Here is a 23,118-nt window from a genome sequence, read left to right as displayed (position 1 = left end):
TTTCAGGTAGCCACAAACAGCTGAAAGGCTACCTGAAAGCGTCAGCTTCAACGAAGTTAAAATTTTACTGCGCCAACAGTCAGACACGGATTTTCGTGAAGGGTAGGGCGGCTTGGAAGGCAATATCCTTTGATTTAAAACAACAACATCGCCTTCACGCCTTGCATCGGGGTAGGCACTATGGTTTATTCTTCGGTTGAGTAAACAGACAATATAGTGAATTAACAAAAACCAGTACGGCGTTGGCTCGCCTTGCCGTACTATTTGTACTGTCTGCGGCTTGCCGCCTTGTCCTGATTTTTGTTAATCCACTATACCATCCGACCTTATCCAACCTGATGAAAGGAAATACCATGCAAACCATCGCCATCCAATCTCCCGGCAAATACATCCAAGGCGCAGGCCTGTTCGGGCAAATCGGCGCACACGTTTCGCCGTTGGCCGACAACGTGGCCGTGTTGGCAGACAAGTTCGTCCTGTCCATCTTGCAGGACAAACTTTCAGGTAGCCTGAATGCGTCCGGCGTGCGGCACACGATTGTGCCGTTTAACGGCGAATGCAGCCGCACCGAAATCGAACGCGTAAAAAACATTGCCGAACAAAACGGCGCCAAAGCCGTTATCGGCGTGGGCGGCGGCAAAACCTTGGATGCGGCCAAAGCAGTTGCCTATTACGCGGGCCTGCCCGTGGTCGTGTGCCCCACCATCGCCTCCACCGATGCGCCGTGTTCCGCGCTGTCCGTGATTTACACCGATGCGGGCGCGTTTGAATCCTACCTGTTCTTCCCCAACAATCCCGAACGCGTGCTGGTGGACACCGAAGTAGTGGCCAACGCACCGGTGCGCCTGCTGGCCGCGGGCATCGGCGACGCACTGGCCACCTGGTTTGAAGCGCGTGCCTGCGCCAACAGCGGCTCGGACACCATGGCCGGGGCGAAAGTGTCGCCCACCGCGCTCACGCTGGCCAAACTCTGTTACGAAACGCTGCTGGAAAACGGGCGTAAAGCCGTGTCTGCGGTAAAAGACAAAGTGGTAACCCCCGCCGTGGAACGCGTGGTGGAAGCGAACACCTATCTGAGCGGCGTGGGTTTTGAAAGCGGCGGTTTGGCAGGCGCGCATTCGGTGCACAACGGTTTGACCGTGCTGCCCGAAACCCACCACAACCTGCACGGCGAAAAAGTCGCTTTCGGACTGCTGACCCAGCTCATGCTGGAAAACGCAGACAATGCCGAGCTGGAACAGGTTGTCGGCTTGTGCGTGGATGTCGGATTGCCTGTTACGCTGGCACAAATCGGCGTAACCGAAAACATTGAAGCCAAAATGCGCCAAGTGGCCGAAGCCGCCTGCGCCGAAGGCGACACCATGGACAATATGCCCGGCAACGTGCAGCCCGCCGACGTGTATGCCGCACTGCTCGCCGCCGACCGCTTCGGCCGGGATTATCTGGCAAAATCCGCGCGTTGAGCCGGAAAAGCCTCAGCCTATAGATAAAGCTGCAAAACCATTGCTGGCGGCAGGATGGTCGCTAGCATTATTTTCAGTTGTTTCATATGGTTGAGTATTCTTCATTGAAAAAGCAGCCTGCACTTCGTTTGGAGGAAGTGCAGGCTGCTTTTTAGTGAGAAGGCTACCTGTATTTTCAGGTAGCCTTCAATTGGGTCAAACACTTGATACTTAATGCCTAGCCTGTGTGGCCAAGCACTGTTCTTGCCGTTGCAGGAAGGCTTCGCTGCCGCCGAGTTTGTCCAGCTGTTGTTGCGGCGAAAGCTTTGGCAGGCTGCGGAGATCTTCCGTGCTGAGTTTTTGCACCGGCTCTTCCCATAGGCAGCGGCAGTAGGGTTCGATCACGCGCTCGCTTTGGCCGGCAAGGCCGTGTTTGGCCAAGTCAGCCTGCCATTGCGGCACGGCAGGCATGTTTTGGATACAGGCCTCCACGATGCGGCGGCTGATGTCGGCCTTATCCGGTGCATACAGGCGCGGTACGAGGGCAAAGGCGAGCGCCAGCGCCGCCGTTACCGCCAGCCAGCCGATGAGGGTGCGGCGGCGTTTGCGGCGGGCGGCTTCATCGCTTTGAACCTCAGCCATGCAGGCTTTCCATGCGCAGCATCATCACGGGCTCAAAAACATGCTCCAGCGCTTCGATTTGGGCGATGGCGGCCTTGATGTGCTTTTCTTTGGCCTGGTGGGTGAGAATCACGATTTCGGCGTTTTCGTGGTTAATCACGCCTTTTTGCAGCAGGGCTTCGATGGAGATGCCCTGCTCGGCGAGGATGTGGCCGATGTCGGCCACCACGCCGGGTTTGTCTTGCGCCGATACGCGCAGGTAGTAGCTGCTGGTGATTTCGTCGATCGGCAACACGGGTAGTTGTTCATTGCGGCGGAAAGCCAACGGCGGCACGCGCTGCTCGCTGGCGGCGTGCATCAGGCGGGCGGTGTCGATGATGTCGGCCACCACGGCGCTGGCAGTGGGGGCGGCACCGGCGCCGGCACCGTAATACAGGGTTTCGCCCACCATATTGGATTGCACCAGCACAGCGTTCATCACGCCTTCCACCTGCGCCAGCAGGCGGCATTCCGGCACGAGCGTGGGGTGTACGCGCAGTTCGATGCCATCGCTGGTTTGGCGGGTGATGCCCAGCAGTTTGATACGGTAGCCCAGCTCTTCGGCATAGCGGATGTCTTGGCTTTCCAGCTTGCTGATGCCTTCCAGGTAGCAGTGTTGGAAGTTAATCGGCGTGCCGAAGGCGAGGGCGGACATAATGCTCAGCTTGTGCGCCGCGTCGTGGCCTTCGATGTCGAAAGTCGGGTCGGCTTCGGCATAGCCCAACTCCTGCGCCTGCTTGAGCACTTCGGCAAACGGGCTGCCGTGCTCGCGCATATTGCTCAGGATGAAGTTGCTGGTGCCGTTGATGATGCCGGCCACCGATTTAATGCGGTTGGCGGCCAGGCCTTCGCGCAGGGCTTTGATAATCGGAATGCCGCCGGCCACCGCCGCTTCAAACATCACCATCACATTTTTTTCCGCTGCCCGCGCGAAAATTTCGTTGCCGTATTCGGCCAAGAGTTTTTTGTTGGCGGTGACCACGTGTTTGCCGTTTTCGATGGCGCACAACACCACTTCGCGTGCCGTATCCGTACCGCCGATCAGCTCCACCACGATATCCACATCCGCGCTGCGGGCTACCTGAAACACATCGTCCGACACCACCGTGTCGCTCGGGCACAATTTGCGGATGCGGTCGGTATTGTGGCTGGCAGCCATGCTGATGCGCACCTCGCGCCCCAGGCGGCGCGTGATTTCCTGCGCGTTTTCCGACAATAATTTGGCCGTACCGCCGCCGACGGTGCCCATCCCCAAGATGCCGATTCTGATTGGTTGCATGCTGACTCCTTGTTATGATTACGGCTGCGCCAAGCGCCGATTTGCCGTTTTGCTCTGAACATGCCGGCCTGCCATACCGGCGGCCAAGCTGATAAACAATAAAATCCGAAAGCGGAAAGAAAGCCGCTATCTTAGCTGAAAACCCCGCTTTTTACACCTTTTAATAGAAACACTTACCCATTTAACCACACCGCCTCGAAGCCAAGCGTTTCAATCGTCTTGCAACCTGTGCTTTCAGGTAGCCTCCAACCTATTCAAACACAAACAAATTATGCTGATTCAAGAACACCAGCCCGCCTCCGCCTGCCACATCGGCCATTATCAACGCGGCCAAATCGAAATCGACGGCCATACCTACCGCCAAGCCGTATTGCTTGACGGCAGCGGCAGCGTGCAAACCGTCAACCTGGCCTCCGCAGCCGAACTGCAAGCCGCAGACCTTGCCCGCGCTGCCGCAAGCGAGCCCGAAGTAATCCTCATCGGCACCGGCGAGCGGCAACAGTTTTTACACCCGCGCATTGCCGCCGCGGCCAGCGGCATCGGCGTGGAATGCATGCCCACCGCCGCCGCCGTGCGCACCTATCTTTTACTGCAAAGCGAAGGCCGCCGCGTGTGGGTATGGTTGTGGCTGTAACACAGCAAGCAAGATAGCGCAGAATTTTCAGGTAGCCTCTGCAACAGGCTAGCTGAAAGTAAAAGGCTACCTAAAAACACACCGCCGTTTTCAGGTAGCCTTTTTGCCGTGCGCGTCCCTATTGCGGGTCTAAGCCTTGCAGGATGCGCTGTGCTTCGGCCACGCTGAGGTTGTAATGATAATAGCGGCGGTAGAAATCTTGGGTTTTGGCGGTCATGTCCACATCGGCGAAGCGCTGCGGGTGCAGCAGTTTGGCTGCCCACAATACCTGCAGGGCGGCTTCGGTGCCGTAGCGGTCCCAGCCGAACGTGCTGATCGGGTTGGCGTACAGGCGGTTGTTCTGCACGGCTTTGATGCTTTGCCAGGCCGGGTCTTGTTTGATGCGGGCGATGGCCTGCGCGGCGTTGCGCCCGCCTATGATGATGATGTCGGGGTTGGCGCGGACGATGGCTTCCATCGACACTTCGCTCAAGTTGGCCTGTTCGGGCAGCGCGGGGCGGCCGCCGGCAATGCGTATCCATTCGCCGATAATCGAGCGGCCGCCGTCGATGCGGCGCAGGTTGGCGCCGCCGGTGAGGTGCAGCACACTGGGTTTCTGCGCGTCGCTCAGGTTGGCCAGCCGGCTGCGCACAAAACGCAGGTTGCCGTCTAATTCGGCATTGTATCGGCGGGCGATTTGCGGGGCGTTGCCGCCGATTACGTCGGCAGTGATGCGCACGGTTTGCTTGAGGCCGTTAAAGTCTTGGAAGCGCACCAGCACGGGCTTCATCCCGGCACGCCGCACCTGCTGCTGCATGGCGGGCTGGGAAAGCAGCACCGCGTCGGGGCGCACGCCGAGCAGGGCTTCGCTCTGCACGGTTTGTCCGTTGCTCAGGGCAGGCACGTTTTTAATACGCGGATACACTTTGGCAAACCACGGCAAGTTGCGGGTGGCTTCGGTGGTGGCCACCAGTTTGTCGGCACCGCCCAGCATCAGCACCACTTGGTTGTTGGCCGGCCACAAATCGGCAATACGGTTTACCTGCTGCGGCAGTTCCACGCTTTGGTTGTTGATGTCGCGCACGGTGCGGGCGTGCACGGGCTGAAGGGCGAGCAGCAGGCCGGCAAACAGGGCGGCGCTGAGTTTGCTTGGTGTTGAAAACATGGTTTTTCCTTTTTTGCTTGGGGGATTGGGGTGAGATTGGAGGCTACCTGAAAACGTTAGTTTCAACGGAGTGGGAACAAGTTTCCCGGTTTCAGATAGCCTGAAATTTGGCCGTTCACAATTGCGCCACGGCGCACACGCGGCGCGGCCAATCGGGCACGTCGAGCAGGCGCAGGCCGACGCCGTAGAGCTGCTCCAGCCTTTCGTTGTTCAAAATATCGGCGGTGTTGCCGGCCTGCAGCGTGCCGTCGCGGCCGAGGATGGCGGTTTGGCTGTGCGGCAGGCGGCCGTGCAGGAGCAGCGGGTGTTCGGGGTTGTGCGTGGTCATGATGATGGTGTAGCCGCGTTCGGACAAATCCGCCACCAGCCGCAGGGTTTGCACGGCGTTGCCGTAATCGAGCGCGGAAGTGGGCTCGTCGAACAAAATCAATTCGGGCTGCTGCACCAGCACTTTGGCGATATTGGCCAGCTGCTTTTCGCCGCCGCTGGTTTCCATATAAATATGCCCGGCCAGATGGGCGATATTCAGCGTTTCCAAAGCCTGCATGGCGGCGGCGTAGTCTTCGTCTTTCGGTTTGGCGGCCAAACCCAGGCGGGCGGCGCGCCCCAGCACCACATAATCCAGCACGCTGTAGCGGTAGGTTTGCGGCGCGGCCTGCGACACATAGCCCACCAGCCGCGCAATCTGGCGCGGCCGCATGGCCTGCACGTTTTGCCCGTCCAGCAGCACTTGCCCCTGCTGCGGCTTAAGCAGGCCGGCGATGCAGTTGAGCAGGGTGGATTTGCCCGCGCCGTTGCGGCCGAGCAGCGTGAGCAGCATGCCGCGTCCGATGTGCAGATTGACGCCGTTGAGCACAGGGTGGCCGCGGTAGGCATAATGCAATTTTTCGATATTCAGCATGGTTTTGGTATTTCTAATTCGGGCTTGAGGCTACTGAAAGCAGGGTTTCTGCGAAACAAAAACGGCAGCGTTAATAAACAAAACGGGCTTACCAGAATCGAGCGGGCAGATTTTCAGGTAGCCTGCAATGCAGCCTGTGTACAGCTGCCCAAACCAAAAGGTTGGCTGGCTGCGGCTAATCTGACACTTTCTGCCGTACCAGCACCCAAGCGAAAAACGGTGCGCCAATAAAGCCGGTGATGATGCCCAGCGGGATTTCCTGCTCATACAGATTGCGCGCCAGCGTGTCGGTGCACAGCAAAAACAGTGCGCCGGCCAAGATGGAGAGCGGCAGCGTGCGCAGGTTGTTGTCGCCCGCCGCCAGCCGCGCCAAGTGCGGCACCACCAAGCCCAGCCAGCTGATGGTGCCGCTCAGGCACACCGCCGAGGCAGTCAGCAGCGTGGCGCACACCACCATAATCGTGCGTTCGCGCCGGATTTCCGCCCCCACCAGCCGCGCTTCCCTATCGCCCAGCGACAACACATTGATGCGCCAACGCATCGCCACCAGCACCCCGGCGGCCAGCAGCATCACCGGCACCAGCGCCGCCAGATTGCCGTATTCCGATTTGGCCAGGCTGCCCATCTGCCAATACACGATTTCCGCCAGCTCGGTTTCCGGATCGGCCAGATATTTCATGAGCCCGAGCGTGGCCGACATAAAGCCCGACACCACAATCCCCGCCAGCACCAAAATCACTGCCGAATCGCGCCCGATCAGCCGAGGTAGCGCTAAAGTCATCAACACAGCCAACAGTCCGCCGGCAAAGGCTGCTGCTTGCGTGCCCCAAATGCTCCAGCCGAGCAGAATCGACAACGCCGCGCCTACGCAGGCACCAGAAGACACGCCAAGTAAATCGGGCGACACCAGCGGGTTGCGGAAAATTCCCTGATAAGCTGCGCCCGAAGCCGCCAGCGCCGCGCCCACCAGCATCGCTGCCAAAATACGCGGCAGGCGCAAATTCAACACAATATTGGCCTGCACCTCGTCGGCCTGAATCTGCGGCAGGCTTGCCGCAAAGGGCAAATGCCACTCAGATGCCAGTTGCACCGCGCCCTGCACCAAACTGCGCCACACCCCGCCCGGTGGCACCGGATAGCGCCCCCAGGACAGGGAAAACAACACCGCCAGCAGCAACAGGCAGGTAAGGGCGGCCATCAGCAGCAGATAGCCGGCAGAACGTTTGGGCGGCGGCACAGACATAAGGCATCGGAAACAGGCAGGGAAAACTGCCGCATTCTATCTGCAAGGCAAACCTCGTTTTATCGTACGAAAGGAGTATGCCCCGCCTTCCCCTTCCGGCGGATGCGGCGTGCGAATGCCAGCATGGCTGCAGGCCGCCAATTTCCGCTCCGCCACCCAGCCTGCCGCATAGCCGATAGGACTAGTCCTTCCGCCTGATGGTTTGCACCGCACCAAAAACCGATTATCCGCCCCCGCGAAACTCGGCAACCATACCATGCCTGCCGAAACAATATTTTCAGGTAGCCTCTGATGCACAGCAGGCTACCTGAAAACTATCTCTCTACTTACTTTTGAACAAACCGCTCACAAGGACTCACGCCAAATGCAAACCAAGCTGTTCCGCCTCACCGTGCTCAACGCACTCCTTCTCTCCGGCTTTGCCGCTGCCGAAACCGCACCTGCTGCCAGCGAACCTGTTGCCGACAGTGCCGAGCTGGAAACCATCTACATCACTGCCGAAGCCCAAGTTAAACAGCAGCTTGGTTCCTCGCTAATCACCAAGCAAGACTTGCAGCGTATGCCGGTCACCAACGACATTTCCGAAATCGTCAGCAAAATGCCCGGCGTTACCCTCAGCACCAACTCGCCCGGCGGCGCGCGCGGCAACAAACGCCAAATCGACATCCGTGCCATGGGCCCGGAAAACACGCTGATTCTGATCGACGGCAAACCCGTGCGTTCCCGCAACGCCGAGCGCTACGGCCGGGGCGGCGTACGCAACACGCGCGGCGATTCCAACTGGGTACCGCCCGAGATGATTGAAAAAATCGAAGTGCTGCGCGGCCCTGCCGCTGCCCGCTACGGCTCCGGCGCGATGGGCGGCGTGGTAAATATCCGCACCAAATCCATCACCCGCGAATTTCACGGCAGCGTAGGCACCTATATCGAACAGCCGCAGAGCGGTACCGGCCAAGGCGCTACCCGCCGTGCCAACTTCATCGTATCCGGCCCCATCGTGCAAGACACCCTAGGCTTCCGCCTCTACGGCAGCCTCAACAAAACCAGCCCCGATGATTTCGATATCAACAACAGCGTAAATACCGGCACGGCTCTGAGCGCCGGCCGCGAAGGGGTGCGCAACCGCGACATCGCCGGCCGCCTGCAATGGGACATCAGCCCCACCCAACGCCTTACCTTCGATGCCTCCTACAGCCGCCAAGGCAATATCTACAACGGCGACACTCAAAGCAGCAACGTACTCGTTCCGGCCGTGCGCAACGTTGCCTTCCCGCTTATCGGCACAGAAACCGCCCGCCTCTACCGCCAAAGCTACACCCTCACCCACCGCGGCAACTGGGAATGGGGTGACTTGGAAAGCTACATCAGCTTCGACAAAACCGTAAACAGCCGCCTGCCCGAAGGCCTGCTCGGCAGCACCGAAGGCGCCTACAACAGCACCACCGGCTTCTCCGACAGCATCCTGAAAAACTACCGCTTCGGCAGCCGCGCCGATTTGCCTTTGGGCCGCCACACCCTCACCGTGGGCGCGGAAGGCGGCCGCTCCGTGCTCGACGATTCCGCTTCCATGAAGCAAACCATGCAAACCTACGGCAACATCCCCTGGCTGGCCAGCACCGGCCGCAGCGGCAAAGGCAGCCAGAATGATTTTGCCATCTATGTGGAAGACAATATTTCCCTCAACCAAGGCCGCACCTTCCTCACCCCCGGCCTGCGCTGGGACTACAACACTGCCTTCGGTTCCACCTTCTCCCCCTCGTTCAACTTCTCCCACGCCCTGAACGATAACTGGCGGATTAAAGGCGGCATCGCCCGCGCCTTCAAAGCGCCCAATTTGTACCAAACCCAGCCCAACTACATGCTGACCAACGCCAGCCACGGCTGTCCCATCGACGAACACAACCGCTGGGATAACCCCAATGCGCAAAATAACAGCGCCACCGGCGGCACCGGCGCGGGCAACGACCAGCGTCCCACCAACCCCTACCTCAACAGCCGCCCGGGCGGCTTCGACTGGGGCCGCGCCTGCTACTTTGTCGGCAATAAAGACATCAAACCCGAAACCAGCATCAACAAAGAAATCGGTTTCGAGTTCAACAAAGACGGCTACCTCGCCTCGCTGGCCTATTTCCACAACGACTACCGCAACCGCATCGTGGATAACGGCGAATTCGTAACCACCATTGACGCCCCGCCCGGCGGCTACAATCGCGACGTGCGCCGCAGCAACAACCGCGCCGGCATCAATATTTGGCGCAACTACACCGCCACCAACGTATACCGCTGGGGTAACCGCGGCAAGGCCGTACTCGCCGGTTTTGAAGGCAACGTAACCCTGCCTCTCATCGCCGACAAACTGAACTTCAGCACCAACTTCACCTATTTCCACCGCAATGAAGAGAAGTTCTACGGCAACCCCGTATCGATCGTGCCCAAATACACCATCAACAGCACGCTCAACTGGCAAATCACCCCCGAATGGGACTTAAACGCCACCTACACCCGCTACGGCCGCCAAAAAACCGGCTCCCGCCCCACCCGTTTCCTCGACGTGTACTACGAAGACGGCGGCAGCAAGCTGCAAGAGTACGAATTGGGCAGCTACGGCGTATTCGGGTTCAACGTCGGCTACAACTGGAAAGACACCGTCAGCCTGCGCGCCGGGGTGAACAACCTGTTCGATAAAACCATCCTGCGCACCGCGGGCACCGCCAACACCTACAACGAACGCCGCCGCAGCTTCTTCTTCAACGCCCGCTATTCGTTTTAACGGATACGCGGCAGGGCGAACAAAGAGGCTACCTGAAAATTTCAGGTAGCCTTTTTTCCCGGCACGGCAATTACTTGGTGTTAGTTAAATCCACATCTTTGGTTTCGTGTGTGCTGATGAGCGCCGCGAGGGTGAGGGCGCAGTTTACCGCCAAGTAGATGCCCACGCCGAGGATGCCGTAGTGTTCGTTGAACTCGATGGCCACCAATGTGGCCAGCGATGCGCCGATGATGGCGGAGAAGTTGTAGGCCAGCGATGCGCCGGAATAGCGCACTTCGGTGGGGAACAATTCGGGCAGCAGAGCGGCCATCGGGCCGAAGGTGAGCCCCATCAGAATCATGCCGATAATCAGGAAGGCAAATACGCTCATCGGCGTGCCGTTGGTGAGAAACCAGGGCATGGCCAGGCCGAATACGAGCATGGCGGCGCTCACCCAGATTAAAAAGCGGCGGCGGCCGATTTTATCGGCATAGATGCCGGAGAGGCTGATGAAGATGCCGAACACCACGGCGCTGATCATCAAAAAGCCGGTGAAGGTGTTGGCGGGGATGCCCAGGCCGGTGGGGTGGCCGAATTCGGAAAGCTTGGCCGGCGATTTGGAATACACCTGGGCGAAGGCGGTCATGATATAGAACAGCACATAGGTGGCCACCATGATAAATGTGCCTTGCAACACCGGTTTCCAATGATTGGCGAATACTTCCTTCACCGGCGCGGCCTTCACTTTGCCTTCCGATTCGGCTTCGCGGTACACATGGCTTTCGTGCATGGTCAGCCGCATCCACAGGCCGACAAACACCAGGATCATCGATGCGACGAAGGGAATGCGCCAGCCCCAATCCACCATGGCTTCATGGCCGATAACGGAACTGATGAGGAAGAATACGCCGTTGGCCATAAACAGGCCGATGGGGGCGCCCAGCTGCGGGAAAGTGCCGAACCAGGCGCGTTTGCCGTCGGGCGCGTTTTCGGTGGCCACCAAGGCCGCGCCGCCCCATTCGCCGCCCAAGCCGATACCCTGGCCGACGCGGCACAGGCACAAAAGCAGCGGCGCGGCGATGCCGATGTCTTTATAGGTGGGCAAGAGGCCGATGCACACGGTGGAAAGCCCCATGGTCATCAATGAGGCCACCAGCGTTTTCTTGCGGCCGATTTTGTCGCCGAAATGGCCGAACAGCGCCGAGCCGATAGGGCGGGCAAAAAAGGCCAGTGCCAGCGTGGAGAGTGAAAGGATGGTGGCTACTTTGGGGTCGCTTTTGTCGAAAAACTGGCTGTTGAATACCAGTACGGCGGCAGCGGCGTAGATGTAGTAATCGTAAAATTCGATGGCCGTGCCCACCATGGAGGCGACGGCGACTTTATAGGGGTTGTTGCGCAGATGGTGTTCGGTACTCATGATGTGTGTGTGAAAAACGGTAAAAGATGGAAAGTGCGCGATATTAAGGACGAAAGGCGCGTTTGTCTAGCCGATTTATTGACAGGATGGTATCGGGCAAGGAAAAGGCTACCTGAAAACTTTGGCTTTGCAGGGCGCAAAACGTTTTCAGGTAGCCTTTTTCGGTTTATCCGGCCTATGCGCCGTCGTCTAAATGATCCGGCCGGGCGAGGATGGTGCGTTTGCCATTGGTGTCGGCGGGGGAGACGATGCCCTCGGCTTCCATTTGGTCCACCAGGGTGGCGGCTTTGTTGTAGCCGATGCGCAGGTGGCGCTGGATGGAGGAAATGGTGGCTTTCTGCGTGCGCAAAACGATGGCGACGGCTTCGTCAAACAGGGGGTCTTGGCCGCTGTTGCCGCCGCCGATGCCGCTGTTGGCATTGCTGAACAAATCGTCGCTGCCCACGCCGGAGGTGAGGATGTCTTCCACGTAATCGGGCGCACCGAAGCCTTTGAGGTATTCGGCCACGCGTTGCACTTCGCTGTCGGCCACGAAGGCGCCGTGTACGCGCTGCGGGTAGCCGGTGCCGGGCGGCAGGAAGAGCATATCGCCTTGGCCGAGCAGGTTTTCCGCGCCCATCTGGTCGATGATGGTGCGGCTGTCTACTTTGGAGGCTACCTGAAAAGCGATGCGGGTGGGGATGTTGGCTTTAATCAGGCCGGTAATCACGTCCACGCTGGGGCGCTGGGTGGCAAGGATGAGGTGGATGCCGGCGGCGCGGGCTTTTTGGGCGAGGCGGGCAATCAGCTCTTCGATTTTTTTGCCGGAAGTCATCATCAGGTCGGCAAATTCATCCACGATTACCACGATATGCGGCAGGCGGACAAGCGGCTCGGGGTTGTCGGGGGTGAGGCTGAAGGGGTTGGCCAGCCGTTCGCCGCGGGCGGCGGCGTCTTTGATTTTTTGGTTGTAACCGGCGAGGTTGCGCACGCCCACATGGCTCATCAGGCGGTAGCGTTTTTCCATTTCGTTCACGCACCAGGTGAGTGCGTTGGCGGCGAGTTTCATGTCGGTTACCACCGGCGCGAGCAGGTGCGGGATGCCTTCGTACACGGAGAGCTCGAGCATTTTCGGATCGATCATGATCATGCGCACTTCGTCGGGCGTGGCTTTGAACAGCAGCGACAAAATCATGGCGTTCACGCCCACGGATTTGCCCGAGCCGGTGGTACCGGCCACCAAGAGGTGCGGGGCTTTGGCCAGGTCGGTTACCACCGGCTGGCCGGTGATGTCCTGCCCCAGCGCGAGGGTGAGCTTGGATTTGCTTTCGGCAAACACCGGCGAATTGAACACTTCGCTCAGGCGGATCATCTGCCGCTTGGGATTGGGCAGCTCCAATCCCATGCAGGTTTTGCCCGGAATGGTTTCCACCACGCGGATGGCGGCCACGCCGAGCGAGCGGGCGAGGTCTTTTTCCAGATTAATCACCGAGTTGCCGCGCACGCCGACATCGGGCTCGATTTCGTAGCGGGTAATCACCGGGCCGGCATAGGCGTCCACCACGTTGACTTTCACGCGGAATTCGGCCAGTTTTTCTTCGATTCTGATGCTGTTGTCCAGCAGCTGCTCTTCGCTGATGTTGGCTTCGCTGTCGTATTGCGGCGGCAGGAGCAGCTCGTTCATCGGCACATGGTAGTGGCCGAAATCGGCATACGATACGGCGGAAACGGCCGAAACCGGCGCGGGCTGCGGCGGCAGGTCGGGCAGGGAGGGGATGGCAGGCGCGGCAGCGGGCGCGGGGCTTGCCCACGCGGTTTGCGCTTGGGCTTCGGCTGCGCCTTGCTCCAAGGCCTGCTGCCATTCGTTGCCGTTGTCGAACTCGATGGCCGGTTCGGCAGCCGATGCTTGCTCGGTGAGCGAGAGGTCGGGGCGGAAGTGATGTTGGGTAGCGGTTTGGTCGGCGGTGTCTGAATACGTTTCAGCGGTATCGTCGCTCACAGTTTCAGCCAAGCTCCAAGGTGGACTGTCTTCAACGGTGCTTTGCGGGAAAAGAATCGGTGGCTGTTCGGCGGACAGCGCCGACTCCTCCTCAGTGGGCTGGGCGTCGGGGCTCTCGGGCGCAGTGCCATGATTGAAGGGGGTAAAGCGGGTGGAAATCGGCAGCGGTTGGGCTTTCTGGGGCGGCATAGCCGTCGGCACTTGTGCGCCCTGGCTGTGGTTCACGCGCGCAGCGGCGGGAATCACGCTCTCGCGCACGGTTTGGCGTTTGAAGCGGCTGCGCTGGCGATTGGCCGGGGCATCGGTTTTGGCCAGATTAGCCAAGATTTCGTCTTCATTGATAACCGGCAAATCGGGCTGCTGCGGGGCAATGGTTGGTTGGGGCGTGGGCTGGGGCTGCCTGCGGGCACGCAGGCGCTGGCGCAGGAGGTTGTTGCGAATGTCGTCGGGGCTGATGGTGTGGCGCTCTTCGGCAGGCTCTTCCGGCGCAGGTTCGGCTGCGGGCGGCAGGTGGGCTTGGATTTTTTCGCGCACATACTGCACGGCGGGATCGTCCGGGGTGATTTCTTCACGCGGCTCGGGGGCGGGGGAGGAGGCTTTAATCGGCCAGTTCAGCACCACGGTTTCCAGCGGCTTGGCTTCGGCTGCTTCGTTTTTATGCAGCATACGGGTGGCTTCGGAAAGGGAAATGATGCTCGGCTCGGGGCGGTTTTCTTCGTCTTCGAAGTTTTCAGGTAGCCTGTGGCGGGTGGCTTCGGCTTCGGTGATAACGGGCAAATCGGCATCGGGGGTGGACAAATCGTGGATTTCCGGCTCGTCGGCAGTGTTGGCTTCGGTTTCGGCAGCGTTCGTGTTTTCAATAGGTTCCACCTGCTCGGCAGTGGCCTCGGCAGTAGTTTCCGGCAGCAGGGCGCTTGCTTCTTCTGCGGCCGTTTCTTCTTCGGTGGGGCTGAAAATCGGCAGCTCTTCCTGGTTTTCGCTCACGTTGCGGCGGCGCGCTTTTTTCTTCACACCGCCGGCAAGCAGCTCGATTTTGCGTTGCAATTCGTCTTGCACCTTTTGATAGTGCAGCTTCACTTGGGTTTGCGCGCGCTGCGGCAGCACATTGGGGCGGGCGGGCTGCTGCTGCGGGGTGTTTTCTGCTTCGGTATCAGTGGATTGCTGGTTGTTTTGGTGCCGGTTGAGATAAGTGAGCTCCAGCAGCCATTCGCGCTCTTCGCGCGCGCGCCACCACAAGAGCACGGCAATGCCGGCCAACAACAAAATCAGCAGAAAAACTAAAAACATAAACAGCGGCTCCCGAATTTGGCGCAAAGGCTGGTATTTTAACGTGTTTCCCGCCGAAATTAAACCTGGCGGCCTGGGCAAAATCCTCGGCCTCGGCGCATTTTTGTGTGACAACGCTTCCCGTTGGCCTGCCTATCTGTATGATATGTTTACACGTTCTGTGATGCTGCCGCTTTGATTGGTATTTAAATCTAAGGGTTTATAGTGGATTTGAATCAGAATGCTATTACCTTGGCTCGCATTGCCGTATTGCCCATACTGTCTACAGCTCGCCGCCTTGCCCTAGTTTGGTTTTAATTCGCTATACAAAAATCTCCGCCCGCATATTGCGGGCGGAGGGGCGAACCAATCAGAGGCGGATTTCGATGTTGTCGATGAGGCGCGTATTGCCCAAACGGGCGGCGGCCAACACCACCAGTTCGCTGTCGCCGACATGGGCTACCTGAAGATTGCCCGCGTGGCGGATTTCCACATAGTCCACCTGCCAGCCGGCCTGTTTCAGGTTTGCTGCCGCCTGTTGTTCCAGCGCGGCATAGTCGCGGTTGCCGTTTTCCACTGCACGGGCAACGGCCTGCAATTCGCGGTAGAGCTGCGGGGCTTGTTTGCGCTCGGCTTCGCTCAGGTATTGGTTGCGGCTGGAGAGCGCCAGGCCGTCGGCGGCGCGGCCGATGTCCACCGGCACGATTTCTACCCGGAAATTCAAATCGGCAGCCATGCCTTGCAGGATAACCAGCTGTTGGTAGTCTTTTTTGCCGAAGCAGGCGTAATCGGGCTCAACAATATTGAACAGTTTGGCCACCACGGTAGCCACGCCGCGGAAGTGGCCCGGGCGGAACGCGCCGCATAGCTCGTTTTGCAGATTGGGCGGCTCGACGTTGTATTGCTGGGCCACATTCGGATACAGCTCCTGCTCGCTCGGCGCGAAGAGCACGGCCACGCCTTCGCCGGCCAGTTTGGCGGCATCCTGCTCCAGTGTGCGCGGGTAGTGGTCGAAATCCTCGCCTTGGCCGAATTGCAGGCGGTTGACAAAAATGCTCACCACCACCTGGTCTGCCCGTTTGGCCGCTTCGCGCACCAAGGCCAGGTGCCCTTCGTGCAGGTTGCCCATGGTGGGCACGAATGCCACGCTGCCGGTTTCGCGGCGCCAGTCGCGCAGTTCTTGAATGGTATGGATAATTTTCATGGCGGGTTTGCCCTATCAATAAAATGCGGCGCAGTATACTCCGCCATGCTGGGAGAGGCTACCTGAAAAACATGATGGTGGGGTTTCAGGTAGCCTTCACTGTTAGATCGCGGTATGGAGCGTGGATGGCTTGTTTGCATTGATGTGATGCGGCTTATGTGCTTCAAGATTTCAGGTAGCCTGAGCATGGGAAAGGCTACCTGAAAATACTCAATAGGGTTTTCAGGTAGCCTTTCCGGGTATAGGTAAGCCTACTTTCGCACCAACCGCTCCGCTGCGGCACAGGCACGGATTTTGATTTCTTCCGTCAGATAATCCTTCATTTGTGCGTATACCAGCGTGATCACGGCGATGTCGTCGCTGAAGCCCAAGGGGCCGAGCAGGTCGGGGATGCTGTCGATGGGGCTGACGAAATACACCAGTGCGCCCACGATAATCAGCTTGGCGCGTTTGGGCACGGCGGGCGATTGAAACAGGAAATACAGCACATACAGCTGCTCCACCACCGGCCGCCCCAGCCGCAGCGCGAAACGGCGCAGCTTGCGCAAAAAGCCGTCCGGCTCGAAACGGCGACGGCGGAATTCCGGCACGAAATCTTCGGGGCGGACAGGGTTGTCTTGATTCATGGCAAACTCCTTGCATTGGATAGGGCGAAAATGGGCGCGGCAGCGGCAGGTTTCAAGTGGATTTATAGTGAATTAACAAAAACCAGTACAGCGTTGCCTCGCCTTGCCGTACTATCTGTACTGTCTGCGGCTCGTCGCCTTGTCCTGATTTTTGTTAATCCACTATATGTTCCGGTGTCGGTTCGGTGCGATGCGTTTGCGGCTTGCTACAAAAAATTTCAATATCCTCTAACGCATCTTCAGCCCTGCCCCGCAATTCGCTTACGGGCGAGTTTCGGAAAGCCTCCAATAGCGCAACAACCCGCCTATGGTCACCCATATATCCGTGCAGCCTGGCCAAATGCCCGAAACAGGTTAAAGCCAGGCCGCTCACGGTCGGGTTGGTATTTTCGCTCAGTTTTACCAAATAGTCGGAAACCCAATCCACTTCTTCGCGATCGGCGTTAAAAACCATCTCTAAAATGGCATGGGTACATATCTCTTTATCAATAGAGAAGATTTTTTCCTCAATCTCGGCTTTGTTGAGCATCTTTTAATCTTCCGGCAAGAGCAGCTGCGGGGTCATGGCGGCTTTCAGCTTGGCGTAGAGCCTGCCGTCTTCACCGCTTTTCACGCCAAACCACCAAATGCCGGATTTTTTCACCGTCCAATATTGTCCGGCCAGCCAGCCGCCGTTGAGCAGATAGCTGCACAGCTGCCCCAGCCAGGGCTGATGCCCCACCAGTATCAAATAATCCGCCCCTTTATGCGCGGCAGTCATCGCGGGGAGCTCTTCTACATGGTTAATCGGATTAAGCTCGGGTTTCACGGCATAGGGCAGGCCGAGCGCTTCGGCAGTTTGCCGGCTGCGCAGTGCTTGCGAAGCCCACACTTCTACTTGGCCGTTCAGATACGGCCGCAGCCACCGGGCAGCCGCCTCAGCCTGTCGCAGGCCTTTGTCGGTGAGGCCGCGTTCCAAATCGGGTACGCCATCTTCAGCTTCGGCGTGTCGCCATAAAATCAGGTTCATCTTGCCCTCCTTATTCTCTGATACAATTCGTATCTTAATGCCTGGCAGCCGCAGAGGCTACCTGAAAAACATGGTTTCCATAACACAAACAAATGACAGCTTTTCCACACACCCTGCCGCCGCTGATTTGGCAGCCCGAGCCGCCCACCGTTTCCACCGCCCTGCATCGCCTGATACAGGCACCCTCGCTCACCCTGGCCTTGCAGGCCACCGGCGCGGATTTCTGTGTTCAGGTAGCCTTTCAGGGCAAAATGGCGCAAAGGTGGCCGGGTGAAGAGTTGGCCGATAACACGTTTCATGTGCGCCAGGTGTGGCTGCTGCTGGATGATACACCGGTGGTGTGGGCGCGCAGCGTGTGCCCTTTAGCGGGGGTGTGGGCAAGCATCCTGGCTTGCGGCACGCAGCCTTTGGGCAAACGCCTGTTTGATGGCCGCCTGGCCGCCGAACGCAGCCCGCTCGCCTTCGCCGCCGTGCCGCCCGCGCAACAAGAACAAGCCGTCCAAGCCGTTTGCCTGCGTCGCTCGATATTCGATTTGAACGGCGAAAAGATGGTGCTGACCGAAGGGTTTATGCCCGAGCTGGCGCGGTTTTTGGAGGAATAGGGCGGTATTTTGCAGCAGACAGTATTTCAGGTAGCCTCTTGCCACCACATGCAGGCTACCTGAAAGCGATAATTTTCAGGTAGCCTAAACCATCAGCTTCCACCCGGCTGTTTTATAGTGAATTAACAAAAACCAGTACAGCGTTGCCTCGCCTTGCCGTACTATCTGTACTGTCTGCGGCTCGTCGCCTTGTCCTGATTTTTGTTAATTCACTATATTGTGCAAAACTCTTTTTCAGGTAGCCTCTCTCTCACGCCCCAAGGCTACCTGAAACCACACCCCGAGAACTCCCGTGCCTTTTCTTTCTTTTCTCTCCCCGAAGCAAGCCGATCGTCTGGCTGTGTACCTGCAACTGATGCGCGCCGACAAGCCCATCGGCACGCTGCTGTTGCTGTGGCCCACGCTGTGGGCGCTGTGGATGGCTGCCGACGGGCTGCCCGATTTCGGCATTCTGTTTGCCTTCGTGCTCGGCACCTTTCTGATGCGCAGTGCCGGCTGTGTGATCAATGATTTTGCCGACCGCAATTTCGACGGTGCGGTGGCGCGCACCAAAAGCCGCCCGTTTGCCACCGGCAAGGTGAATACGCGCGAGGCGATGCTTTTGTTGTTGGTTTTGTGTGCCGCTGCCTGCCTGTGCCTGCTGCCGTTGAACGGGCTAACCTGGCTGATGAGCTTGCCCGCGCTGTTTCTGGCCTTGAGCTATCCGTTTACCAAACGCTTTTTCCCGCTGCCGCAGCTGTATTTGGGGCTGGCTTTTTCCTTCGGCATTCCGATGGCCTTTGCCGCCGTGCAAAACCATGTGCCGCCGCTGGCCTGGCTGCTGTTTGCCGCCAATGCCTGCTGGACGCTGGCCTACGACACCATCTACGCCATGGCCGATAAGGAAGACGACCTGAAAATCGGCATTCAAACCTCGGCCATCACCTTCGGCCGCCGCGATGCTGAAGCCGCCATGTTGTGCCACGCACTGTTTGTGTTGCTGATGGCCGCTGCCGGCTGCACCATTCACGCCCGCTGGCCGTATTGTCTGGCGCTGGTGTACGCGGTGTGGCACCAATGCGGCCAATACCGCGCCATCCGCAGCCGCAACCGGGAAGCTTGTTTTAAAGTGTTCTTATCCAACAACCGCATCGGCTGGGTTTTATGGCTCGGTTTGCTGGCGCATTACAGCGGCGGCTGATTAGGCTACCTGAAAGCTGGCCGCCGGGCACAAAATTGCCCTTCGGCGGCGGCGCAGGTACAATCCTATCCTTAATGAATTTTTACGCAAGAGAAGTAACCATGAGCCTGATCGGCAATATCCTGCCCGTATCGCATATTGTGCTGGATTTGGAAGTGAGCAGCAAAAAACGCCTGTTTGAAGAAGCCGGCCTGCTGCTGGAAAGCGAATCCGGCCTGAGCCGCGCCGCTGTGTTTGAATGCTTGTTTGCGCGCGAAAAGCTCGGCACCACCGCGCTGGGGCACGGCGTGGCCATCCCGCATGGTCGGCATGCCGAAGTGCAAGCGGCCACCGGCGCGTTTATCCGCCTGAAAGAAGCTGTGGATTTCGATGCGCCCGATGGCGAGCCGGTATCGCTGGTGTTTGTGCTGCTGGTGCCGGAAAACGCTTCCGGCGAGCATTTGGAAGTGCTCTCTGCCTTGGCCATCAAGCTTTCGGATAAAGCCGTGCGCGAGCAGCTTTTGCTTGCCGAAAACGCCGAAGCCGCCCACCACATCCTCACCGCATAACCAACAGGACACCCATGCCCAGCATTTCCGTGCGCAAGCTCTATCAAGACAACCAGGCCAAGCTGAGTTTGGCTTGGTCGGCCGGCACGGCAGGCGCAGACAACCGCATCAGCGTGGATGCCGACAAACCTGTGTTGGCGCTGGTGGGGCATTTGAATTTTATCCATCCCAACCAAGTGCAGGTGTTGGGCGTGGCCGAAGTGGCCTATTTGGATAAGATGGCCGCCGGGGAAGTGAAGGCGAGCCTGGACGAACTCTTCGATTTGAGCATTGCCTTGGTGATTGTGGCCAACGATTTGCCGGTGCCTTTCATGCTGCGCGATTATTGCCACACCCACAACGTGCCGCTGCTCACCTCCAAAACCGAAAGCCCGTTTTTGATGGACGTGCTGCGGATTTATTTGCAGCGCGTGCTGGCCGCCTCCACCGTGAAGCACGGCGTGTTTTTGGACGTGTTTGAAATCGGCGTGTTGCTGATGGGCGAATCTGGCTTGGGCAAGAGCGAGCTGGCCTTGGAGCTGATTTCTCGTGGGCACGGCCTGGTAGCCGACGATGCGGTGGAACTCTACCGCACCGGCCCGGAAACGCTGGAAGGCCGCTGCCCGGCCGTATTGCGAGATTTTCTCGAAGTGCGCGGCTTGGGCGTGCTCAATATCCGCACCATTTTCGGCGAAACCGCCGTGCTGCCTTCCAAGCAGCTCAAGCTCATCATCAACCTGACGCTGGCCGACGACAACTACATGAAAACGCTCGACCGCCTTTCCATCCAGAGCGAAACTGAAACCATCCTCAACGTGGCCGTACGCTCGGTGACGCTGCCGGTGGCTGTCGGCCGCAACCTCGCCGTGCTGGTGGAAGCAGCGGTGCGCAACTATATTCTGCAGGCGCGCGGCAAAGACAGTACCAAAGAATTTTTAGAACGCCATACCGCCATGCTGAGGGAAGACGAACGCAGCCATGAGGATAGTGCTGATTAGCGGGCTGACCGGCTCGGGAAAAACAGTTGCCTTAAAACTGCTCGGTGATATGGGCTTCACGTGCGTGGACAATATTCCGCCCGCGCTCCTGCCCCAATTGGTGGCGCAATCTGCTGCCAGCCAAATCAGCAAGCTGGCCATCAGCCTCGATATCCGCCTGCCTTATCCCCAAGACACCATCCAAAACTGCCTGCGTGCCATCCGCCGCCAAGGCCACCCCCTGCGCTTGTTGTTTCTCGATGCCGACACCGCCACCCTCATCCGCCGGCTCGACCGCCACGGCCGCCGCCATCCCCTCGCAGCCACCACCCTTACCCTGGCCGAAAGCATCTCCGCCGAGCGGCAAATGCTCCAACCGTGGCAGAGTTTCGCCTTTTGCATCAACAACTCCCACGACAGCATCGGTGATTTGAAATTCCGTATCCAAGAGTGGCTCGCTCTCAGCCACGGCGGTTTGCAGGTGGTGATCGAATCATTCGGCTTCAAATACGGCGCGCCGCTGGATTTGGATTTCCTCTTCGACACCCGTGCCTTGCCCAACCCGTATTACGATGAAAACTTGCGCGAACTCACCGGCCGCGACGAAGCCGTGCGCGCCTATTTCGCCCAATTCAAAGTCGTGCAGCAGATGGTGGCCGACATCAGCGGCTACCTAAACCGCTGGTTGCCCGAATACGCCCGCCAAACCCGCGTGCACATGCTCGTGGTCGGCATCGGCTGCACCGGCGGCCAGCACCGCTCCGTATTCGTGGCCGAAGCCGTGGCCGAACGCCTGCGCGATTACCCCATGTGGGTGCGCCACCGCCAGCTTCCCGCCACCACCGCCCACCGCGCGTGAGTGTCAAGTGTATTGGTTTTGGTTGAAGTTTGAGTTTCAGGTAGCCCCAACACCACAGGCTACCTGAAAACGAGGCCTCCGCAGGAGGACGAGTTTCTGCGAAGCTAAAACGAGGCCTCCGCAGGAGGACGAGTTTCTGCGAAGCTAAAACGAAGTCTCCGCAGGAGGGCGAGTTTCTGCGAAGCTAAAACGAAGTCTCCGCAGGAGGGCGAGTTTCTGCGAGGCGGACCGAGGTCTCTGCAGGAGGATGAATTTCTGCGAGGCGGACCGAGGTCTCTGCAGGAGGATGAATTTCTGCGAAGCTAAAACCAGACTTCCGAAGGAAGGCAGGGTTCTGCAGCGATAAAAAGATCAGTTTCAACACCGCCAACCCGTATCCCCAACATTTTCAGGTAGCCTTTCCCTGCCAAAGGCTACCTGAAACCAACAGAAAGAAAACATCATGAGCATCCAATGGTTTCCCGGCCATATGCACAAAACCAAAAAAGCCCTCATCGAGCGGCTGAAAAGCACCGATATGGTCATCGAAATGCTGGATGCCCGTCTGCCCGCCTCCAGCCAAAACCCCCTGCTGGCCCAGCTCTCGCGCGGCAAGCCCAAGCTCTATCTGCTAAACAAACAAGACCTTGCCGACCCCGAGCTCACCCGTGTGTGGCTGGCCGAACTGCAAAACCGGCCCAACACCAGCGCCCTGGCCCTTGATGCTTCCGAACGCCAGGCCGCCCAAAAAATCACTGCCGCCTGCCGTGCGCTGGTTCCGCACCGGCAAGGCATCGACCGCCCCCTGCGCGTGCTCATTTGCGGCATCCCCAACGTGGGCAAGTCCACCCTGATCAACGGCATGATCGGCAAAAAATCCGCCAAAACCGGCAACGAACCCGGCATCACCAAAACCGAACAATGCCTGCTGCTTGCCGACGACTTCTGGCTCTACGACACCCCCGGCATGCTGTGGCCGAAAATCATCGTTCCCCAAAGCGGCTACAACCTCGCCGCCAGCGGCGCCGTAGGCCGCAATGCGCTGGACGAAGAAACCGTCGCCCTTGAGCTGCTCAACTATCTGCGCCAGCACTACCTGCCCCAGCTGCAAGCGCGTTACCAAGCCGACCCGGAAGAGAGTCAAAGCTGGCAAGATACCGACTGGCTCGAATGGATCGGCCGCCGGCGCGGCGCCCTGCTTGGCGGCGGCCGCATCAACTACCAAAAAGCCGCCGAAAACACCCTCACCGATTTCCGCGACGGCCAAATCGGCCGCATCACCCTCGAAACCCCCGATCAATGGCAAGCCTGGCTCGCCGCCGCCCTCGAAGAGGAAGCCCGCTTGCAAGCCAAACGCGCCGAGCGGCAGGCCGAACGGCGTAAGGGAAAATAGGCGATATATGCCAAAGGCTACCTGAAAGTATGCAAACTGCTTTTCAGGT

Annotated in this window: 20 protein-coding genes; 9 read left to right on the top strand and 11 right to left on the bottom strand. The window is 58.8% G+C overall.

Annotation, left to right across the window (positions count from 1 at the left end; genetic code table 11):
* The first annotated feature begins 353 nt into the window (after window positions 1-353).
* Window positions 354-1,463: a glycerol dehydrogenase gene (locus A7Q00_RS12075; RefSeq protein WP_064090779.1), complete on the top strand. Its 1,110-nt coding sequence runs from the start codon at window positions 354-356 to the stop codon at window positions 1,461-1,463.
* Between the two features lie 210 nt (window positions 1,464-1,673).
* On the opposite strand, the gene A7Q00_RS12070 is transcribed toward A7Q00_RS12075, so the two are convergent.
* The gene (locus A7Q00_RS12070) at window positions 1,674-2,084 is read right to left on the bottom strand and encodes a hypothetical protein (protein WP_064090778.1); all 411 of its coding nucleotides are present in this window, start codon (window positions 2,082-2,084) and stop codon (window positions 1,674-1,676) included.
* A complete protein-coding gene (locus tag A7Q00_RS12065) occupies window positions 2,077-3,381 on the bottom strand; it encodes a homoserine dehydrogenase (RefSeq protein WP_064090777.1) in 1,305 nt (434 codons plus the stop codon). The genes A7Q00_RS12070 and A7Q00_RS12065 overlap by 8 nt, the downstream gene beginning before the upstream one ends.
* Before the next feature lie 271 nt (window positions 3,382-3,652).
* On the opposite strand from A7Q00_RS12065, the gene A7Q00_RS12060 reads away from it, so the two are divergent.
* A complete protein-coding gene (locus A7Q00_RS12060) occupies window positions 3,653-4,015 on the top strand; it encodes an Mth938-like domain-containing protein (RefSeq protein WP_064090776.1) in 363 nt (120 codons plus the stop codon).
* Window positions 4,016-4,133: 118 nt separating this feature from the next.
* On the opposite strand, the gene A7Q00_RS12055 is transcribed toward A7Q00_RS12060, so the two are convergent.
* The 3 genes from A7Q00_RS12055 to A7Q00_RS12045 all read right to left on the bottom strand — a co-directional run bounded on the left by A7Q00_RS12055 (window position 4,134) and on the right by A7Q00_RS12045 (window position 7,303).
* The gene (locus A7Q00_RS12055; protein ID WP_064090775.1) at window positions 4,134-5,159 is read right to left on the bottom strand and encodes an ABC transporter substrate-binding protein; all 1,026 of its coding nucleotides are present in this window, start codon (window positions 5,157-5,159) and stop codon (window positions 4,134-4,136) included.
* 115 nt (window positions 5,160-5,274) lie between these two features.
* Entirely contained in the window at window positions 5,275-6,060 is a 786-nt protein-coding gene (locus tag A7Q00_RS12050; RefSeq protein ID WP_064090774.1) for an ABC transporter ATP-binding protein, read from the bottom strand.
* A 175-nt stretch (window positions 6,061-6,235) separates the two neighbouring features.
* Window positions 6,236-7,303 (bottom strand): FecCD family ABC transporter permease, encoded by a 1,068-nt coding sequence (locus A7Q00_RS12045; RefSeq protein ID WP_064090773.1) that lies wholly within the window; start codon window positions 7,301-7,303, stop codon window positions 6,236-6,238.
* 364 nt (window positions 7,304-7,667) lie between these two features.
* Between A7Q00_RS12045 and A7Q00_RS12040 the strand changes: the two genes are divergently transcribed.
* Window positions 7,668-10,073: a FepA family TonB-dependent siderophore receptor gene (locus A7Q00_RS12040; protein WP_082887859.1), complete on the top strand. Its 2,406-nt coding sequence runs from the start codon at window positions 7,668-7,670 to the stop codon at window positions 10,071-10,073.
* A gap of 70 nt (window positions 10,074-10,143) precedes the next feature.
* Here the strand turns inward: A7Q00_RS12040 and A7Q00_RS12035 are convergent, their stop codons facing one another.
* The 6 genes from A7Q00_RS12035 to A7Q00_RS12010 form a co-directional block, all read right to left on the bottom strand.
* On the bottom strand, window positions 10,144-11,469 hold the full coding sequence (locus tag A7Q00_RS12035) for an MFS transporter (protein ID WP_064090772.1): 1,326 nt from the start codon (window positions 11,467-11,469) through the stop codon (window positions 10,144-10,146).
* A 175-nt stretch (window positions 11,470-11,644) separates the two neighbouring features.
* On the bottom strand, window positions 11,645-14,734 hold the full coding sequence (locus tag A7Q00_RS12030) for a DNA translocase FtsK (protein ID WP_082887858.1): 3,090 nt from the start codon (window positions 14,732-14,734) through the stop codon (window positions 11,645-11,647).
* Window positions 14,735-15,083: 349 nt separating this feature from the next.
* Window positions 15,084-15,917, bottom strand: coding sequence for a pantoate--beta-alanine ligase (gene panC, locus A7Q00_RS12025; protein WP_064090770.1), 834 nt, complete (start codon window positions 15,915-15,917; stop codon window positions 15,084-15,086).
* Window positions 15,918-16,168: 251 nt separating this feature from the next.
* The gene (locus A7Q00_RS12020) at window positions 16,169-16,543 is read right to left on the bottom strand and encodes a YkvA family protein (protein WP_064090769.1); all 375 of its coding nucleotides are present in this window, start codon (window positions 16,541-16,543) and stop codon (window positions 16,169-16,171) included.
* A gap of 154 nt (window positions 16,544-16,697) precedes the next feature.
* On the bottom strand, window positions 16,698-17,072 hold the full coding sequence (locus A7Q00_RS12015; protein ID WP_064090768.1) for a hypothetical protein: 375 nt from the start codon (window positions 17,070-17,072) through the stop codon (window positions 16,698-16,700).
* 3 nt (window positions 17,073-17,075) lie between these two features.
* Window positions 17,076-17,552: a SixA phosphatase family protein gene (locus tag A7Q00_RS12010; protein WP_064090767.1), complete on the bottom strand. Its 477-nt coding sequence runs from the start codon at window positions 17,550-17,552 to the stop codon at window positions 17,076-17,078.
* A 92-nt stretch (window positions 17,553-17,644) separates the two neighbouring features.
* Here A7Q00_RS12010 and A7Q00_RS12005 point away from each other — a divergent pair, with 92 nt between their 5' ends.
* From A7Q00_RS12005 to ylqF, 6 genes are all read left to right on the top strand, one after another.
* Window positions 17,645-18,154: a chorismate--pyruvate lyase family protein gene (locus A7Q00_RS12005; protein WP_064090766.1), complete on the top strand. Its 510-nt coding sequence runs from the start codon at window positions 17,645-17,647 to the stop codon at window positions 18,152-18,154.
* A gap of 355 nt (window positions 18,155-18,509) precedes the next feature.
* Complete coding sequence (gene ubiA / locus A7Q00_RS12000; protein WP_245637583.1) at window positions 18,510-19,334, top strand: 4-hydroxybenzoate octaprenyltransferase; 825 nt, start codon at window positions 18,510-18,512, stop codon at window positions 19,332-19,334.
* A gap of 101 nt (window positions 19,335-19,435) precedes the next feature.
* A complete protein-coding gene (gene ptsN, locus A7Q00_RS11995) occupies window positions 19,436-19,882 on the top strand; it encodes a PTS IIA-like nitrogen regulatory protein PtsN (protein WP_064090764.1) in 447 nt (148 codons plus the stop codon).
* A gap of 14 nt (window positions 19,883-19,896) precedes the next feature.
* Window positions 19,897-20,859 carry an HPr(Ser) kinase/phosphatase gene (gene hprK / locus A7Q00_RS11990; protein WP_064090763.1) on the top strand — a complete coding sequence of 321 codons (963 nt, stop codon included), beginning with the start codon at window positions 19,897-19,899 and terminating at the stop codon, window positions 20,857-20,859.
* A complete protein-coding gene (gene rapZ / locus A7Q00_RS11985; RefSeq protein WP_064090762.1) occupies window positions 20,840-21,697 on the top strand; it encodes an RNase adapter RapZ in 858 nt (285 codons plus the stop codon). The genes hprK and rapZ overlap by 20 nt, the downstream gene beginning before the upstream one ends.
* 442 nt (window positions 21,698-22,139) lie before the next feature.
* Window positions 22,140-23,069 (top strand): ribosome biogenesis GTPase YlqF, encoded by a 930-nt coding sequence (gene ylqF / locus A7Q00_RS11980; RefSeq protein WP_064090761.1) that lies wholly within the window; start codon window positions 22,140-22,142, stop codon window positions 23,067-23,069.
* Window positions 23,070-23,118: the final 49 nt, after the last annotated feature.

The sequence above is a fragment of the Eikenella halliae genome, from assembly GCF_001648475.1.
In the GTDB taxonomy this organism is placed as follows: Bacteria; Pseudomonadota; Gammaproteobacteria; order Burkholderiales; family Neisseriaceae; genus Eikenella; species Eikenella halliae.
This window is presented reverse-complemented; position numbering and strand designations above follow the sequence as displayed.